Source organism: Bacillus sp. PK3_68 (assembly GCF_003600835.1).
Taxonomy (GTDB): Bacteria; Bacillota; Bacilli; order Bacillales; family Domibacillaceae; genus Pseudobacillus.
On record NZ_NQYC01000001.1, the window covers coordinates 833,619 to 850,950 of the forward strand.

Sequence of the window (17,332 nt, forward strand, 5' to 3'; positions counted from 1 at the left end):
ATTTTTTTGCCGGGTATTTATATTTTTTAAAATTCAAGTATAAGTGGAAAGGATGATTATGGTGTACATTCCTAAATATTATCGTATGGATCATGAAGAAGCCGTTCAAATGATGAAATCTAATCCGTTTGCGTTATTGGTTACTGTTGATGAACACCGGCCCTTGGCTACGCATATTCCTTTAGAAATTCGAGAAGATGAAGGGAAACTCTACGCGACTGGGCACATTGCATACGGAAACAAGCAGAAAAAAACTTTAGACAATAATAGTGATGTGTTACTCATTTTCCAAGGACCGCACGCTTACATTTCATCCAGTTGGTATCAGTGCGAAGAGGTCCCTACATGGGACTATTTAGCTGTACATGCGTATGGAACAGCACGTGTAATCACTGGAGAAGAGCTGGAATCAGCTTTGGATACTATGCTTAAACACTATGAGTCTCCCGAGAAAATGGTCGGACCTGGGAGACGTTTGATCCAGAGCTGCTCAAGAGTGAAATGAAAGGAATCGTTGGTTTTGAAATTGAAATCACCTCTATTCAAGCTGCAGCCAAAATGAGTCAGAATCGTAATGACACCGATTACAAAACGATTGTTGGCGAGCTTGAAAAATCAAATGAACAAGAGGACGTCCAGGTCGCTCAGTGGATGCGTGAGCAGCGGAAAGGGTTATTTAAATGATTGGCCTAATTATTACGGCTTGTTTTCTTTGATTTGCTCATAGGACAGCCAACACCAAAACTTTATGCAGATGGTTAAAATAAGGATTTATGCCATTATTTTTAGTACAAGTTAAAGCCCCTCTAGGCTATAGCTCTTATTCAACAAGAGGGGCGTAGTTTTTAAATAATGAAATCTCAATTGTTTATTTATCTTACTAAAAGATTGGGATTTCAACATAAAAGTATTCTTACCACTGTTCATTTGTGGTTTGCTGTGGGCACTCCTAAAAGTAAAAATGGGGTTTATCACCTTTTATTTTCAGGTGCCAACGTGAAATTGTGTAACCGTTTATGTTTACGAAGAAGTTAAGCTAACCAAGGAGATGTTTAATTAAATCCTACACAAAATACAATAAGGAGTTGCATTTTATGGAGTTTTCAACTATTTGGCTATTTGTCATCGCTGCTGCTACATTATTAATACTACCTGGACCAGCTGTACTCTATATTATGGGAAGAAGTATAGATCAAGGAAAGAAAGCGGGCTTGGTATCAGTTGTTGGTGTGTCTCTTGGTGGTTCTATTCACGTTTTAGCAGGAGCAATTGGAGTTTCTGCCATTCTTATGACATCAGCAACAGCCTTTAATATCGTTAAATACTTAGGCGCCGCTTATCTTATCTACCTGGGGTGTAAGACTTTATTTTCTACACCTGATAAAACAACTTCAGACATTCCAAAACCCCTCGCAAAAAACTAGTAAAGATTTTTTATGAATCAGCTCTCGTAGAAGTAATGAATCCTAAGACAGCACTCTTTTTTTTAGCCTTCTTTCCACAATTCATATCACCCTCTGCTGGATCAGTGACAGCACAATTTTTACTTTTAGGGATTATCTTTATTCTCCTCGCTTTTATTAGTGATGGTCTGTATGCAATTCTTGCAGAAAGTATGAGAAAACGGATTCTGGGGAGTAAAGTGAGCTCCAAGTTACAAAATCGGATAACTGGTTATTTATATATTGTTCTAGGGGTATTCTCCGCCTTTGCTAGCCCCTCCAAAACCTAAGAATGCCTCCAGTTATATTGTTGGTAAAGCTGGGAACATCCCAGTTTTTCCTTCCCTTTCATTCAGCAAATGAAAGATAATAGTTTTTCTCCTTCAATCAATTACTTATCTTACTGTTCCCATGTAGCATAGCCTAAACCTTTTCTCGTTTCGGGGCGCTGCAGGTATGTTCAGACAGGATTCATTAAGAAAAGCTTGGACCCTTCGTCATAAAAGCTGCCAGCTCCTTATTCTTGCCGCTGTTTAAATAAAAAAGAAGTGAGTGATTCTTTGAAATAAACCTTTCTGTTTTCCCATTCCCAGGTATCGCAGCAGTTATTTTTCACTGTCTTGTATGACCGCACATTCTCCACAAAATGCCCAGTTACTTTTAACAGACCTTTACAAAGAGAATCTTCTCCCTCTAATTTTCCATGTAAACTTTCAACTGCGTAGGTTATTTCTTCTGGAACGGGCTTTTCACCCATGTATTGTATAGTAAGACTGGTTGATTTGCTGTCTGTATCAAGCACGTTTACTTTATAATTCACTCGCCAAGTGATAGTTTCACCAGTAAAATTCATAAATGGGTGCCTGAACAAGCTGCTACTATTATAAAAAAGCAAACACAGCACAATAGCTTTTCTTCCCATCACATTTCTCTTACGTTTCATATGTAGTCTAATTAAAGACTTCAATAGAAGTACATTAAAAGAATAGATAAAAATCTGTTCCAGCAACAAATCCATTATTTGTGCGAGAACACGCGCAGAGTATCGTATACCATTCTTTTGCCAATGTGTAAATTAAAGAGAAACGGGTATAAAATGACTAAGTTTTTTCATTCTAATACCTGGCACTGAGTTTTCTTTTTTATTCAAACAAGGAAGACCCGGTGGGAGGTGATGAAATGAGAAAAGTTTATGGCATCGAAAACTTAATCGCTTATTTGTCTTCAGTGAATTTTCCAATAACTGAAGATAAAATTAATGATCTCATCTTAAAAAGAGAACTGCCTCACCTTAGGCCATTTGGCAGTATTCTCATGTTTGATTTGGATCACATCGACTGGTGGATCAATCAACAGCGATAAAAGCCATAGATAGTACCCCTGCTTTCTAGCAGAGGGTACTTAACCAAGCCTTTCCCATACTGCTCAGTAATAGTACATAAATCCTCATAGAGAACCATCCTGCTTTTTATGAAACTATAAACTGCTTCTGATTCTTCTTTTTAAAACAGGTTTCCTCTACTCCAAGAACAGCGCTGACGCGTCTTCCTCTCAAGAAGAATGGGTGCCTGTAATCAATATCGCTTATAAGGAAGATTTCTGAAAAAACAAGCAATAAAATATAAAAATGTATCGAATCACCCTCCTTACTAACAAAGTTTCCTCCACGGATTTTTAACGATTGCGCCTAAAAAATAGCGGTTATTTCTTTTCATTTTCATCGATTAAAAATAATTATATTTCCCTGATTTCGTTTTAATCGATATTTAAGAGGGGTATAGTGAACCTGATAGGATAATTATATTTACAGGAGGGGAACCATGGATCAAATCAGAAAAGTTCTTTTTGCTTTTATACTTATATTAAGCGGTGTCACTGTAATCAATTATTCAAATTCATCTATTGCTGCGAAGGCAGAGGTCAGAGAGAATGTCGGTGTGATGACTTCTTATTCCTCCCTTGCCAAGAACACTTTCCGTACAACTCTTTTTGTCGGAGGGAATTCACCCAAGATGGCTGACTTTACAGTTAAGCATACTCCCACTTTTGCAATTAAAAAAAGTGATGGCATGATCGTTAAACAAGGTTCCCTTAATACCTGGGTGCATCGTGCAGGACCAAAATTTGATCTTTATGAGTTAGCCAGCAGCACAAATGTAGATCTCTCTGCCCTTTCTCCAGGAAATTACCGTATTTATGTATCCATTCCCATGGATGATGGAGCGATCAATTCAGCGGTAAATGGCAGCTTCACTCAAGCTTTCACTCTCCATTCAGATCACACAGTGACAAACATTCGTCCTTAATATCATAAAGCCCCGAGCATTCGGGACTGACCCCATAAAGTGAGACAAATAAAAAAACACCTTTAAGTTGAAAACGGGTATGGAATACTCGAAAGTAACTTGGAGGTGTTTTTCTATGGGTACAAGAGTCAGTTATCCAGCGGAAGTAAAAATGAAGGCTGTAAAAATGAGATTGTCTGGGGTGCCGGTTAAAGAAGTCTTGAAGGAATTAAACATTCGAAATAAGACACAACTTAAAACATGGATGAAATGGTATAAAGCAGGAGAGTTTCATCGATTTGAACAGCCAGTAGGCAAGCAGTATTCCTTTGGAAAAGGGACTGAGCATGAAAGTGAAGCAGAGAAGTTGAAGGCAGAAAATCGGTATCTGAAACAACAGATTGAAGTACTAAAAAAGTACAAAGAATTGGAGAGGAAGTGGTCCCAGAAACAGCTGTAGAATTAGTGAAAGAACTCAAAACCAGCATGCCCGTCAGGGAGATATGCCGGCATCTTGGCATTGCTAGATCCACTTATTATCGCTGGAAGAGCAGGAGCCGGGAAGAAACAGCCAGGCAGATCGTTGAACGAAAAATCGGCACGTTGTGCCGGGATCATAAGTTTCGATACGGTTATCGTAAAATCACAGCCTTATTAAAACGAGAGATGTCTATTAACCATAAAGCGGTACAGCGTGTGATGCAAAAGTATGGCTGGCAATGCCGGGTAAAGGTGAAGAAACGCAAACGAACAGGACAGCCCTGTCATATTTCCGATAATCTGTTAAAAGGAGATTTCCAGGCAAATCAGCCTCTTCAAAAGCTCGTCACAGATATTACATACTTGCCTTTTGGCCAGAAACAGCTGTATCTTTCAAGTATCCAGGATTTATTTAACGGCGAAATCATTGCCTATTCTATAGGAAGCTGCCAAAACACAGATTTCGTGCTGCATACGCTGACCCAGCTGCCCCCTCTCCCCAAAGGGTGTATCTTGCACAGTGACCAAGGATCTGTTTACACATCTTATGCTTATCAACAGGCAGTCAAAGGAAAAGGCATTACCATAAGTATGTCCCGGAAAGGGACACCCTCTGATAATGCCTCCATCGAATCGTTTCATTCCTCGCTAAAGTCTGAAACGTTCTATCTCGACGAGTTGAGAAGCACTACGACGGCCATCGTAGTGCAAACTGTCGAAAACTATATTCACTATTATAACCATATCCGTATTCAAGCGAAACTAAACAACCAGCCACCGGTCAAGTATCGGCAGCTGGCTGCTTAAAGGTGTTTTGACCCCTGTCTCAAAAATAGGGGTCAGTCCCTTCACAGCTGGGGCTTTTTATAGCGTTGATATAACGCCTTGTACATATGCAGGTAAAATGACTGGTTTTGCTTGGCTTCTTGATAAGCATGAGCAAAGAATCTACCCCCTCTCTTCCACTTATTATGAAAGGGTCGGTCCATTTTTCATGCTGGTTCATGGACAAAAGGTTTTTATTCACAAAATAACAGTCCCGCTTGCTAAAAGCAGCGGGACCATTCCTACCTTCATAAAAATGGGGCACTTTAAAAATCAGCGCTGAAGAGATGAATTCATCTGTTGGTTCTGTTGATTTTGCTGGTATTGTTGAGAACTCAATTGCTTCAATTGTTGCTGAGACTGATCAATTTGTTGAGTCATTTGGTTTAGAATGCTAAACGATTGCAACGTTTGTCCCACGCTCCCTAGCATTTGTGCAGCTTGTTGAACTGTTTGCTGAAGCTGCTGGAACGTCTCTTGTTGCTGACTTTGAGCTTGTCTTCTAAATTGCTGCATCTGTTGGAGCAATTGGGATGCTTGCTCGTTTTGCATAGTAGCAGGCTGGTCGATAGAACCTAATTGTTGTTGAGAACTTTGGAGTTGGTTCAAGGCAGTGGCCATAGAATCTAATTGGCTTCTTAAAGGCGCCAATTCTTCTCCAATCTCTTCTTCAAATTTTCTTTCCGCTACTCTTTCAGCTACTTGTTCAGTTACCTCTTCAGATGTTTTTTTAGCCATTATAAAGTCCCCCTTTGTTAAATTCGGCACATTTTCCATCACCAAGTCATCCGTCCTGTTATCTGCTCGTCCCTTTTTTTCTGTAGAAACAAAATGAATAACAGCAAGAATAACCAAGCCGACGATTAATAGCGTAAGAATCAAATGTACTACCTCCTGGGCTGGCGACTATGTGCTGCTTTTGAAACACAATGATATTATGGACTTTGCAACCGACTCTTATTAATACCAATGATTCCTTTGGAAGTCATTAAATAGAGAGATCATTTACTTTTTTAACACATGCATTCTACTACTCCCCACTCTTATATGAACCGATTCCTTTTCCGCTAACTTTATCATGAGAAAAAGCCTTGCTCACTAAGAGCAAAGCTCAGTTTGTCGACAAAAGGGGTTCGGAATAGTCTTATTCCGAACCCCTTTTGATTTTTCGGTAGTTTTAAAGCCATTCGAGAGAAAGATAGACCTCTCCGAGGTCATCATTTAAGCCATTTCTGGTTCTCGCCAAGTCCAGCTGGCCATTTTCTTGAGATTCATGGCAGCGAAAGTAAGCATCGCTTGCATCGACAATTTTTTAAGTCCCCTTAACGTTGTCCAACGCATGCCATGCTTTTCTTTTGCATCTGCGAATACACGCTCAATCGTTTCTTTTCGCTCCGCATAAATCGCTTTAACTTCTTCGTGGTGGCGAAGATGGTCGGCCTCTTCCATATATTTCTGCCAAATATGGCGTGTCACCACTTTTTGATGATCTCTGCTTTCCGTGCATTTAGCTAAAAAAGGGCAGGAGGTACAAACCTGTTTGGGTGATCTGTATTCACGATAGCCTTCCTTATTCGTCGTTGAGTAATTCAATACTTCCCCTGCCGGACAAAGGTAACAGTCAAAATGTTCATCGTACACATAGTCATGCTTTCTGAAGAAGCCCTCTTTTGTGCGCGGCCGTGTATAAGGCAAGGCAGGTGTCATGCCGTTTTCCATTAAATAACTGGCAATGGCAGGTGTTTTGTAAGCTCCATCTGCACCAACAGCTTTAGGTTTTCCTACCTTTTCTATCACTTTCTCCATTAACGGCTCTAAGATCTGGCTGTCATGTGTGTTGCCTGGTGTGACCATTGTGCCAATTACGAATCCCTTACGGTCTGCGGCCGCGTGAAAGGAATAGGCAAATTGTTTGGTTCGTTCGTCTTTAACGTAGTAGCCACTGTCCGGATCGGTTGTACTTTCCTTGATTTCTTTCGTTTCTTCTTTATCGAACTTATCTGGCGGGAACGGCTTTTTTCCATGATCCTCTCGGTCCTGATTAATCTCTTCTTGGAGGCGTTCCTGATACGCGCGTGTTTCTTTGCGAACCATTTTCTTTTCAAATTTACGCTTATTCGCGCTAGCTTTTACATGAGTGGAATCCACAAAAACGTGCTCCGCACTAATGAGCTTTTTCTCGGCAGCTATTTTTAAGATACGATAGAAGATCTGTTCAAACAGGTCGGTATCTTTGAAGCGACGCTCGTAGTTCTTACCGAAGGTAGAGAAATGCGGCACTTTATCATGGAATCCATAACCGAGAAACCAGCGGTAGGCCATATTCGTTTCCACTTCCTCGATCGTCTTGCGCATGGATCGAATGCCAAAGGCATATTGGATAAATGTTAGTTTAATTAAAATAATTGGATCAATGCTTGGGCGGCCCACTTCCGCATACAATCCTTCCACCAAGTCATAAATAAAAGAGAAATCCATCGCTGCCTCCATTTTACGGACCAGGTGATTCTCTGGTACAAGCTGGTCTAGAGCGATCATTTCTATTTGATTCCGTTGGATTGGATTGTTTTTCGAAAGCATCTTTCTCACCTCAAGCGTTTGATCTATTTATTTTAAAACAGGTATGGTTGTACGGCTACTCTAACTTTGTAACCCCTGTTGATTGAAATGGATGGCGCAAAGACTCCTGCGGGATCAGCGGGACAGGTGAGACCCCGCAGGCGCTTTCGCGGCGAGGAGGCTCACCGCCCGCCCCGCGGAAAGCGAAGCGCCTGGAATGGAAATCAACAGCTCCTATTCACAAGCAAAATAAAAAGGACTGTAGACAAACTCTAGAATTTCATTGAGTTTGTCTACAGTCTGAGCCTTGCTCACTAAGAGCAAAGCTTTTATTGTTTATATGAGAGGAAGCATATGCCTATTTATCCTTCTTGTTGCTCTATTGTTGCAATGGCAATGGAAAGCCCTTCAACCACTCCTTTAATGTAGGACTCTTTATTAATGTTGTCCTTCTTTAAGGCTATTTCAATCTGTTTGTTCTCATACAAATCCTTTGCATTTTGCAACATTTTGATGACTTCGTTTTTATCCATTGACAATCCTCCTATCTTACCCATGTTGTTCATTTCTACTAGCAGTCTAATCGAGTACAAATTAATCCTCGAAGGCAGCCACCTTCTGTAACTTATTTACCCACCAAGCAAGCTGTTTAATCCTCCATCGGGAAAAAATAAGAAATGAGTTAAACATTTAAAAATTCGTCTAATCTTTCCTCTGCCGATTCATTATTTGCAGGCAACTCCGTTAAAATATTTAGCATCAAATTCTTTTCAGCCATCTTCTTTAATGCGTCAAATACATTCGGCTTATAATTTTTTAGCAGCGTCATAATTTCAGCAGCCGGCAATGGCACTTTAGATCGAATCTTTAAGAAAGACCACAAATAAGCGACAAAATCGTGAGCGGCATCGGTGTTATCCGGATGTTTTTTTAGTAAATCATAAAATCGTTGAATGCTTTTTCTTAATTCTTCATTTTCTTCCATCAATTTCGGTCCCTACCTTTTATTTGCGTAATCACCCAAATGAGGAAGTCTTTCTCATTTGGCAGCCCGGCTATCATTGTCTGTAAACTTTAGACCCGTGGCTTTGCGTCCTTATTTTTCAATAAGTTTGCCTTTTCATCAGAAACAATTTAATCATACAATAAACAAGGGGATGATGAAAAACATAACCCTTGCTCTTTATATTAGGTAACACGTTCAGCCATTTTTTTCAATTCCTTTGCACGTAAAATAATAAATGCAGTCATGTATTTTTCTAAAAATAACTTATCAGCTATAACGCCCAGTATACCAAGTGGAGACTTATATTGAAACGTATCTATCATTAATGTGCCATCCGCTTTTTCAACAAATTGATGTATATGCTTAAAAGAGTGAAAAGCTCCATGTACCATTTCATCTATGAATTTATTCGGCTTCTCCATAAATGTCACCTGGGATGTCAGCCTTTGCTTAATACCAAAGTGAACGGCTTCCCAAGTAACAATATCTCCTTCCTCCAACATTCCTTCGGTTACGCCCCCAACCGCTTTTTCGTTTGTCTGGTGTGTCGTTTGTGTATGTACCTTTACATTCCTCGCCAGATCAAAACATACTTCAATCGGTGCTTGAATAAATTGTTCATGTATAATAACAGGCATTTTCCTTCTCCTTTTGAGGCCTGGCTTATGGTTACCCCTTTTGACAGTGGCCTATGGTCATGGCAGAAAGGTTTTCTCCCTATGGCCTAACAATGTGAAACCTCGTATCTCCAAAGCCACATTAGTCAATTCTCAGCTGTCCACTTTTCCCGGTCATAAAAGACTAAATCGAAATGGAATACTGTCTTTAAGCTACTGACATGCTGCAATATAAACAAACGTTCATCCCCAAACAAAAGCGACATGAGTTTCAATCTCTTTTAGTTTAGACGCCAGCATGTCGCCAATCAATAGAATTAAACTCCCGAAAAGACATTCCTGTACCATTCAATAAAGTTGCACAAAGTAATTCTTGATCTATCCCCTTTGCCTATTCTTGATAAATTTCGTTGATCATTAAATATGGTACATTTCTCCATTTCATCCTTATATAAAGGATAACCTGGCTTATTGTTAGTCTTACCTGATCGTTGTCCCCATGTACTTATTTTGCAAACTAATTTTGAATCTGCGAATAAAGAGGATGGAAGAAAACAGAATAACTACTTTACAACAATAAGCTGCTAAATAGAGGCAAAAAAGCAGTTGAAAGAGCCCTCTCTTTAACTGCTTTTCTGGGAGCACCAGCCCCTGCTTCAATGATCATTAGTTAATAAAATAAAAAGCTGTTCCATAAGCCGGATTTCCGTCTTATAGAACAGCTTTTTCATTTAAATAAACAAGCTGGCCTACTAACAAAGCTCTTTTCTTTTTACTTAAGAATCATTTTCTTATCTAGTGTTAGCTGTACCTCTTGTTCATTTGTATTGAAAATTTGTTTTTTCTTCATTTTGAAGTGATAAACCACGTAACAACCAATAAAGAAGGCTCCGCCGCAATAAAGCGCCATGCGCTGCGCAGGATCAAATGCCAAGCTAATCATGACGATACAGTTGGCAGTCAAAGCAATGATCGGCAGTACCGGATAAAGAGGAATTTTAAACTTTAAGTCTTCCACTTTGCCGCCCTGGCGGATATACGCTCTTCTGAATGCAAGCTGGGAAGCTGTAATAGCGATCCAGCCAATTTGCGCTCCTAAGCCTGCAAGGGAAAGCAGCCAAACAAATACAGTCTTTGCCGCTACTACACTTGAAAGCAAAGATAAACCGGCTATTGCAAGTGTGATGAGCAAGGCATTCATCGGTACCCCTCTCTTATTTACCCTTCCTAACGCTGGGCTTGCCATCTTCTCTCCGGAAAGAGAGTACAGCATGCGTGTCGCAGCATAAAGACCAGAGTTAGCAACCGATAGAAGAGCGGTAAGAATAACGAAATTCATTATATCCGCTGCATAAGGAATCCCGATGCTGTCAAATATAACGACGAATGGGCTTTCAATGACTCCCGCCTTTTCCATAGGAATCATGCCTGCAAGTACAAAGACAGATAGCACGAAGAAGAAAAGTGTTCTCCAAACTGTTTGTCGAATGGATTTAGGAATGGTTTTCTCAGGATTTTCACTTTCCCCGGCAGCGATCCCAATTAGTTCGGTACCCTGGAAGGAGAAATTCACGGTAATCATTGTTATTAGCAAGGCGGATATCCCATTAGGGAAAAGCCCCTCGGCATAAAAGCGCGAAAGAAATGGTGCCTCTTCTCCACCTTTCATATCAATTAAACCAAACATGGCAGCTCCGCCAACTATGAGAAACACAATAATGGCTATCACTTTAATACTTGAGAACAAAAATTCTGCTTCAGCAAACGCTCTTGTTGACAGGGCATTCAATAAAAAGAGAAGAGCAGCGAATATAGCACACCACATCCAAACTGGTGAATCAGGGAACCATCTCAACATGAGCTGGCCTGCCGACAAAAATTCTAACGCAACAGTCACTGCCCAGCCAAACCAGTAAAGCCATCCAATAGAGAAACCAGTCGCGGGGCCAATAAATCTCGTAGTATAGGTTTGAAATGAACCTGAGACCGGCATGGCAACAGACAATTCCCCGAGGCAAAGCATGGTTAAATACATGATGAACCCGCCCACTAGATAAGAGAGAATCGCACCGGTCGGTCCAGCTTCATGAATAGTATAACCTGATCCAAGGAAAAACCCTGTACCAATACATCCTCCCAGAGAAATCATAAATAAGTGCCTTGCTTTCATGCTTCTTTTTAATTCATGTGTTTGATTTTCTCCTGACTTCATTCAAACTCTCCTTTAGCTTGTTATTTTGAAAACGATTTCGTTTTTGTATAGGAGTTATTCCATTGATTATTACGATTTTGCGGGCCCTTTATCTTTTTTGATAAACTGCCCGCAGAAAAATCTATGATTCTTGCTACATAAAAGATTGACTAGCTTTATAGAAGCTCATGGCTTTCTTGGTTGTTAAGCTGCTTTATTTAAATTACAGCAATGTATCTCCCAATAAGGAACTTATCAATGCAACAGCCGCTGCAGCCGTTTTGTTGTGCTCATCCAGGATTGGGTTGATTTCTACAAACTCTGCCGAAGTTACTATGTTAGCCTCTGATAACATTTCCATGGCTAAATGGCTTTCGCGGTAACTAATCCCTCCAGCTACAGGTGTCCCCACTCCAGGTGCATCCTCTGGATCAAGCCCGTCCAAATCAAGCGATAAGTGCACGCCATCCGTGCGTTCTTTTAAATAAGCGATCGTTTCTTCCATCACGGCAGTCATGCCTAAACGGTCGATTTCATGCATTGTAAACACTTTAATGCCTGTTTCCTTGATCAGTTCTCTTTCTCCCGGATCTAAAGAGCGAGCTCCGATAATAACCACGTTTTCAGGCTTTACCTTTGGAGAAAAACCGCCAATATTCGTTAGGGAAGGATGTCCCAGTCCCAGACTTACCGCCAAAGACATTCCGTGAATGTTTCCTGATGGAGAAGTTTCTGCGGTATTTAAATCGCCGTGGGCGTCATACCAAATCACCCCCAAATTTTCAGGGCGCTTCGCTACACCTGCCAATGTTCCAATAGCAATACTGTGGTCTCCCCCTAAAACCAACGGAAACCGGTCCATGCCAATTACCTCATCTATTTTTTGTCTCAGTGCCTCATTTCCCTCTGCGACAGCGCTTAAATTTTTTAAGTTATGATCTGTATCAGCTTTCGTTTTTTCTTTAATCTCGACCTTTATGTCTCCTTCGTCGTGGACCATATAGCCAAGATTTTCAAGTCTTTCGCTTAACCCGGCATAACGGATAGCACTTGGCCCCATATCTACGCCTCTTCTCGTTTGGCCGAGATCCATAGGAACACCGATGATTGAAATTTCTTTTCTCATACTTCATTCTCCCTGTTCAAATTTTCTCACCTAGTGTAAAGGAAAAAAATAAATGACTCAACTCGACATTTTTCTTAATATTTATACGATTGAAATGTTTTTAGAAATTACAGCTATTATTATTTTTAAATATTATTTTTATAGTTAAATATATCTAACATCTCGATTCATTAAACTACAAAGGATTTGAAAAAAGAGGAAAAAATCACTGAAGAAAGCAGGATGAAAATCTCTATATTTTTTTTAAAAAAAGATACCATCCCTCTTTCAATCAGGATTTCTAACTCTATTGAGCACTGTTTCCCCCAAAAAGCCTCCTCTTATCCTTTCGCTATAAATCTGCTGTCCAATTAGCATGCATATAACAATAAAGTGAAATACAAATTCAAAAAATGTTTTTTCAAAAAATAAAATTCATACAAATAAGAAAAGATTTTTTACCAAATAAAGGAACGAAACCCTATGAATAATTGTCATAAATAGTCGAATAATTTTATCAACGATTGAAGTTGTCAAAAAAAAATTATTACTCATAGAAAAAATTTTAGTTATTCCCTTCTTTCTAAAACAGCTAAACGAAAATTAAACCGTTATCCTAAAAACTCCCTCTTATAAAAATGGATATTCCATGGTGATTTTCCTTCTGGCTTCTCCCTGTGCTTTGCAAAGAAAGCTGATACATAAATACTTTTCCAATTGCGTAAAAATATAAAGATTGCTGGCCGGATGATCACTGATCAAACTATCGATTTATTTACATGCTAATATTTCCGAAGATTTTCACTTCTGGGAAAGTGAACAATCAGAGGGCCTGGCACCTAAATATTGAAACAACTTTATCTACTGGCATAAGTTCTTTATTTACGGGAAAGTCTTGCTGAATGGGCCCCTTGTGGACACCCCTCAGAATTATAGATGCATAAAAGAAAGAAAAGGAAAAGCAGAGGATGCTTTTCCTTTTCTTAAACAAACTGTTATTCAACTTTTCTCTTAGGCGAGGTCGGCTCTCCTTCTCTTCTGTATTCCTTCTCCCAGTAATCAGCATTTTTAATTCCCAGCGATACAGGGTCAAATATCGGATCTGCAATCCCTTGCTTTCTCTGTCTTTCATAGTCTTTCAAAGTAACTAGCGCTGGTTTAGCAAGTATAATAATAGCAATCATATTCAGCCATACAGTAATCCCTAAGCCGGTGTCTCCCATTGCCCAAGCCAAAGTTGCTTCGTTCGCAGCTCCGTAGAATGATGCTGCGATTACCACAAATTTTAGCACTAGCATCGCCCACTTGTTATCTTTGCCACGCATTAAGTAGGCAATGTTTGTTTCAGCTATATAATAATAAGCCATAATTGTTGTGAAAGCGAAGAAGAACAAAGCGATAGCGACAAATCCTGCACCAAACCCAGGAAACACGCTGTCAATAGCAGCCTGAGTATACCCAGGGCCTACCTCAACTTTTGGTATATTGTCAACGAGACGGGTACCATTCTCAGCTTCAATATTGTACATTCCAGTAAACAGAATCATAAAGGCAGTTGCTGAGCACACAAACAATGTATCAATATATACAGAAAATGTCTGAACCAATCCCTGTTGTGCCGGATGTGACACCTCGGCAGCTGCCGCTGGATGCGCCCCTGTTCCCTGTCCTGCTTCATTTGAATAAAGTCCGCGTTTTACTCCCCACAAAATTGCCATTCCAATCATTCCGCCAAAAACAGAATCCATGGCAAAAGCGCTTCTAAAAATAAGAGCAATAACTGCTGGAACCTCTGTAATATTCATAGCTATAATGATGAGTGCTAAAATGATATATCCTAAAGCCATAAATGGAACGATAATGGTGGCGGCAGTCGCAATTCTCTTGACTCCCCCAAATATAATAACAGCTAACAAAAGGCCAATAATAATCCCGGTTATATTTTTATCAATCCCAAATGCCGTATCAATTCCTGTCGCAATTGAATTTGACTGAACCCCTGGCATAAGAATGGCAAGAGCAATAAACATCGCAATAGCAAAAGTAACGGCAAACCATTTCCATCCGATCCCCTTTTCAATATAATAAGCTGGACCGCCGCGATATTGCCCATCTTGCTTTACTTTGTAGATTTGTGCCAATGTGGATTCAATATATGCGCTGGAAGCTCCAATGAACGCGATGGCCCACATCCAAAAAACAGCACCTGGCCCCCCGAAAAAAATAGCTGTTGCCACACCGGCAATATTCCCGGTTCCTACCCGACCCGAAAGCGCTATGGATAAAGCTTGGAATGAGGATACCCCGGCTTCAGATTTTTTCCCCTGGAACATAAGTCTTATCATTTCCTTAATCTGTCTTACCTGCACAAAGCGTGTTGAAATCGAGAAAAACAACCCCACTCCGAGTAACGCATAAACAACAGGTGTACTCCATAATAATCCATTAAACCAATTTACAAAGTTCTCCAAACAAATCCCCCATATATTTTGTGGTGTAAGTCTATATAAACTGAATGATATAGAAAATTTACAGGAAAACGCTTTCATTTCACTCAGTTATATACCGTCCCTTTGCTACCAATGACTCTTTCATAATAAAAGGAGTTTTTCATCCGTTGCTGCTTCTTTCAGCAGGGATCATTCTGCTCTTCATGGCCCTTTCGCTAAGCCTCCTCTATCAAATAGAACTAGAAATTTGCAGATAGGAAGGGCTTAGGCATAACTCATATAGATACAAAGACTTACTTTTATCCAATAAAAAGGAGGCCATATTGACAGATTTTCCCCGTCGTCAATATAGCCCCCTACTTCACTAAATAACTATGAGCTTGTAATTATTTTAATTTCTAGTCATTGCTAAGTGAACCGTTATTTACTCTATAGGCTATTAGCCTTATGTGAGCGTGTCAGCAACTCTCTCGGCCTCGCCTCTCTTATTCATGATAAACCCACAGATTGGTTACAATTAACTTCTTTATTATTTTCTAAAATTTCTAAATTGGCTAATAACTAATTTGATTATAAGTGGCTACCTATTATTTGGTCAACAAATCTTTTATCATTGGTTACAATTTTGTGTAAATTAACAAAGCAGTCTCTTTCCCTCTATTGCTCACTGAAATACATTCAAAAAGCATTATCGCGAGTTTCTGAAATGTGAAACGTACGCTGATAATGCCTTATCCAATCGTTTTTTCAAAAAGCGGGGATCCCTCTCATCAGATTACTCTGTTGGTGCTTCTCCATTTTTGTTCCCGTATTCTTCATTGCTCATATTGCTGCGGGAGTTGTTCTGTTTATCACCCACTTCTTCATTTTTTCCAAGCTCCTGATAAACGCCTTCAGCAAGCTCCCCAGCCGAAGCTGCCCCGCTGCTTTGAGCCTTTTCTTGAGAAGGTACTTTATCGTTATTCCCATGATTGTTAGTCATAAAAATCCCTCCTTGTGAACTTTTCTTTATATGTCTCCATCATTCCCTTTTCTTGATATTTCAAACTAACATTTATCTACTTCAAGTAATCATTGGGGCGATTGATCGTATCGACCATAGCATCGAAATTTTCAAGGGAGATATTGTGCTCTGTTCCCTTTATGAAAATGAGCTAACAAAGAAAGATTCATTGAATTTTCAAGTGCTTGCATTGCGACTTTTTTACTTTTGCAGACTTTATAGCTGAACGCTAAAGACGCTATCCCTATATTCTAAAAATGTAATTTTCTGTTCATCTGCCGTTCACATAAGGCAGATAAACTGGAGTTATTAAATAAAGGATTGGAGGAATGATGATGAACATCGCATGGAAAGAAATTAAAAAAATAAAGTGCGGTTTACGATTTTAGGTTCCATCATTTTTTTAGTTAGCTTTCTCACATTCATTATTTCTGGATTGGCCAATGGATTATCCCAGGACAATGCTGCCTTAATTAAGGATTTGCCAGACGGCCAATTTTATATGGAAGCAAATGCAGATGACACCTATAATTTGTCAAAGATAGATAGCGATACCCAGAATAAGGTATTAAATGACTATGATAAGGCTGTGGCCTTCTCGATTCAAATGGGCTTTTTAAATGATAAAAACGGCAAACAACAAAGCGTCGCTTTCGTTGCTTCCACTACTTCAAAGTTATTTACCAACGTCCAAGATGGCGAAGTAGTGCTGGATAGCTCGATGAAAGCTAAGGGAATAAAAGTCGGGGACATTTTAACGAACAACCAATTTAGCGGCAAATTCGTTGTCAAAGGCTTTGTTAATCAGAAGAAATTCAGCCATGCACCTGTCGCTTTTATTAATATTGAGAACTATAAAGAAATTTACCGGGTGGATGAGATGCAGTTGATGTTTGTACCTGAAGAAGACAAAGCCCCGGCAATAACAGGGTTACGAGCTTTTTCAAAGAAAGAGTTTCTTAATACTATTCCAAGCTACAGTGCAGAGCAAATGTCCCTCAATATGATTGTTTGGTTTTTAGTCGTAATAAGCGGAATGTTGTTCGCTATTTTCTTCTATATGATGAATGTCCAAAAAGTCGGATTATACGGCATTTTAAAAGCGATCGGCGTAAAGACAGGGACGCTGTTTAAGATGATGTGGGCACAAATGATTGTCATTACAGTTGCAGCCCTTATCTTATCTGTTGCGCTCAGTCAAGGTTTTACAATGATTTCCCCTGAAGGCATGCCTTTCAGTTTAACACTTGAAACAACGATGCAATTGTCTGTTGTGTTTCTCATTATTGGATTTATTGGCGCAACACTTTCAGGAATACAAATCAAAAAAATTGAACCGCTACAAGCTATTCAGCAAGGAGAGGTATAA

The 17,332-nt window shown here is 39.7% G+C and carries 15 protein-coding genes, 2 pseudogenes and 1 riboswitch; of the genes and pseudogenes, 7 read left to right on the forward strand and 10 right to left on the reverse strand.

The window, feature by feature from the left end:
• Positions 1–52: 52 nt before the first annotated feature.
• The 3 genes and pseudogenes from CJ483_RS04265 (at position 53) to CJ483_RS25675 (ending at position 1,732) form a co-directional block, all read left to right on the forward strand.
• Positions 53–505: an FMN-binding negative transcriptional regulator gene (locus CJ483_RS04265; RefSeq protein WP_259455564.1), complete on the forward strand. Its 453-nt coding sequence runs from the start codon at positions 53–55 to the stop codon at positions 503–505.
• Complete coding sequence (locus tag CJ483_RS24945; RefSeq protein ID WP_259455565.1) at positions 502–684, forward strand: hypothetical protein; 183 nt, start codon at positions 502–504, stop codon at positions 682–684. Before CJ483_RS04265 ends, CJ483_RS24945 begins: the two co-directional genes overlap by 4 nt.
• Before the next feature lie 410 nt (positions 685–1,094).
• A pseudogene (locus tag CJ483_RS25675) lies at positions 1,095–1,732 on the forward strand (LysE family translocator).
• Between the two features lie 227 nt (positions 1,733–1,959).
• Here CJ483_RS25675 and CJ483_RS04275 read toward each other — a convergent pair.
• A complete protein-coding gene (locus tag CJ483_RS04275) occupies positions 1,960–2,364 on the reverse strand; it encodes a hypothetical protein (protein ID WP_120032249.1) in 405 nt (134 codons plus the stop codon).
• 257 nt (positions 2,365–2,621) lie between these two features.
• On the opposite strand from CJ483_RS04275, the gene CJ483_RS04280 reads away from it, so the two are divergent.
• The 3 genes from CJ483_RS04280 (at position 2,622) to CJ483_RS04290 (ending at position 5,014) form a co-directional block, all read left to right on the forward strand.
• Positions 2,622–2,804: a hypothetical protein gene (locus tag CJ483_RS04280; protein WP_120032251.1), complete on the forward strand. Its 183-nt coding sequence runs from the start codon at positions 2,622–2,624 to the stop codon at positions 2,802–2,804.
• Between the two features lie 458 nt (positions 2,805–3,262).
• On the forward strand, positions 3,263–3,748 hold the full coding sequence (locus CJ483_RS04285; protein ID WP_120032252.1) for a hypothetical protein: 486 nt from the start codon (positions 3,263–3,265) through the stop codon (positions 3,746–3,748).
• A gap of 115 nt (positions 3,749–3,863) precedes the next feature.
• A protein-coding gene (locus CJ483_RS04290) for an IS3 family transposase (RefSeq protein ID WP_120032254.1) occupies positions 3,864–5,014 on the forward strand; the annotation gives its coding sequence in 2 pieces (ribosomal slippage) (positions 3,864–4,137 and positions 4,137–5,014; 1,152 coding nt in all).
• A gap of 291 nt (positions 5,015–5,305) precedes the next feature.
• Here the strand turns inward: CJ483_RS04290 and CJ483_RS04300 are convergent.
• The 9 genes from CJ483_RS04300 to CJ483_RS04335 form a co-directional block, all read right to left on the reverse strand.
• Entirely contained in the window at positions 5,306–5,914 is a 609-nt protein-coding gene (locus CJ483_RS04300; RefSeq protein WP_120032258.1) for a hypothetical protein, read from the reverse strand.
• 339 nt (positions 5,915–6,253) lie between these two features.
• Positions 6,254–7,612: an IS1182 family transposase gene (locus tag CJ483_RS04305; protein ID WP_120032260.1), complete on the reverse strand. Its 1,359-nt coding sequence runs from the start codon at positions 7,610–7,612 to the stop codon at positions 6,254–6,256.
• 341 nt (positions 7,613–7,953) lie between these two features.
• Positions 7,954–8,124 carry a hypothetical protein gene (locus tag CJ483_RS24370; protein ID WP_182916963.1) on the reverse strand — a complete coding sequence of 57 codons (171 nt, stop codon included), beginning with the start codon at positions 8,122–8,124 and terminating at the stop codon, positions 7,954–7,956.
• Between the two features lie 149 nt (positions 8,125–8,273).
• Complete coding sequence (locus CJ483_RS04310; RefSeq protein WP_120032262.1) at positions 8,274–8,576, reverse strand: hypothetical protein; 303 nt, start codon at positions 8,574–8,576, stop codon at positions 8,274–8,276.
• Between the two features lie 57 nt (positions 8,577–8,633).
• A riboswitch (cyclic di-GMP riboswitch) is annotated at positions 8,634–8,718 on the reverse strand.
• Positions 8,719–8,779: 61 nt separating this feature from the next.
• On the reverse strand, positions 8,780–9,235 hold the full coding sequence (locus CJ483_RS04315; RefSeq protein ID WP_120032264.1) for an SRPBCC family protein: 456 nt from the start codon (positions 9,233–9,235) through the stop codon (positions 8,780–8,782).
• A 751-nt stretch (positions 9,236–9,986) separates the two neighbouring features.
• On the reverse strand, positions 9,987–11,426 hold the full coding sequence (locus CJ483_RS04320; RefSeq protein WP_120032266.1) for an amino acid permease: 1,440 nt from the start codon (positions 11,424–11,426) through the stop codon (positions 9,987–9,989).
• Between the two features lie 202 nt (positions 11,427–11,628).
• Entirely contained in the window at positions 11,629–12,531 is a 903-nt protein-coding gene (gene rocF / locus CJ483_RS04325; protein WP_120032268.1) for an arginase, read from the reverse strand.
• A 974-nt stretch (positions 12,532–13,505) separates the two neighbouring features.
• Positions 13,506–14,981, reverse strand: coding sequence for an alanine/glycine:cation symporter family protein (locus CJ483_RS04330; RefSeq protein ID WP_120032270.1), 1,476 nt, complete (start codon positions 14,979–14,981; stop codon positions 13,506–13,508).
• A 754-nt stretch (positions 14,982–15,735) separates the two neighbouring features.
• Positions 15,736–15,942, reverse strand: coding sequence for a general stress protein B (locus tag CJ483_RS04335; RefSeq protein ID WP_120032273.1), 207 nt, complete (start codon positions 15,940–15,942; stop codon positions 15,736–15,738).
• A 356-nt stretch (positions 15,943–16,298) separates the two neighbouring features.
• Between CJ483_RS04335 and CJ483_RS04340 the strand changes: the two are divergent.
• Positions 16,299–17,332 (forward strand): annotated as a pseudogene (locus CJ483_RS04340) (ABC transporter permease).

Excerpts from the sequence above, each read along its gene's own strand:
- CJ483_RS04265 (WP_259455564.1), top strand. The coding sequence starts at position 53 with ATGATTATGGTGTACATTCCTAAATATTATCGTATGGATCATGAAGAA.
- CJ483_RS24945 (WP_259455565.1), top strand. The coding sequence starts at position 502 with ATGAAAGGAATCGTTGGTTTTGAAATTGAAATCACCTCTATTCAAGCT.
- CJ483_RS04275 (WP_120032249.1), bottom strand. The coding sequence starts at position 2,364 with ATGGGAAGAAAAGCTATTGTGCTGTGTTTGCTTTTTTATAATAGTAGC.
- CJ483_RS04280 (WP_120032251.1), top strand. The coding sequence starts at position 2,622 with ATGAGAAAAGTTTATGGCATCGAAAACTTAATCGCTTATTTGTCTTCA.
- CJ483_RS04285 (WP_120032252.1), top strand. The coding sequence starts at position 3,263 with ATGGATCAAATCAGAAAAGTTCTTTTTGCTTTTATACTTATATTAAGC.
- CJ483_RS04305 (WP_120032260.1), bottom strand. The coding sequence starts at position 7,612 with ATGCTTTCGAAAAACAATCCAATCCAACGGAATCAAATAGAAATGATC.
- CJ483_RS24370 (WP_182916963.1), bottom strand. The coding sequence starts at position 8,124 with ATGGATAAAAACGAAGTCATCAAAATGTTGCAAAATGCAAAGGATTTG.
- CJ483_RS04310 (WP_120032262.1), bottom strand. The coding sequence starts at position 8,576 with ATGGAAGAAAATGAAGAATTAAGAAAAAGCATTCAACGATTTTATGAT.
- CJ483_RS04315 (WP_120032264.1), bottom strand. The coding sequence starts at position 9,235 with ATGCCTGTTATTATACATGAACAATTTATTCAAGCACCGATTGAAGTA.
- CJ483_RS04320 (WP_120032266.1), bottom strand. The coding sequence starts at position 11,426 with ATGAAGTCAGGAGAAAATCAAACACATGAATTAAAAAGAAGCATGAAA.
- rocF (WP_120032268.1), bottom strand. The coding sequence starts at position 12,531 with ATGAGAAAAGAAATTTCAATCATCGGTGTTCCTATGGATCTCGGCCAA.
- CJ483_RS04335 (WP_120032273.1), bottom strand. The coding sequence starts at position 15,942 with ATGACTAACAATCATGGGAATAACGATAAAGTACCTTCTCAAGAAAAG.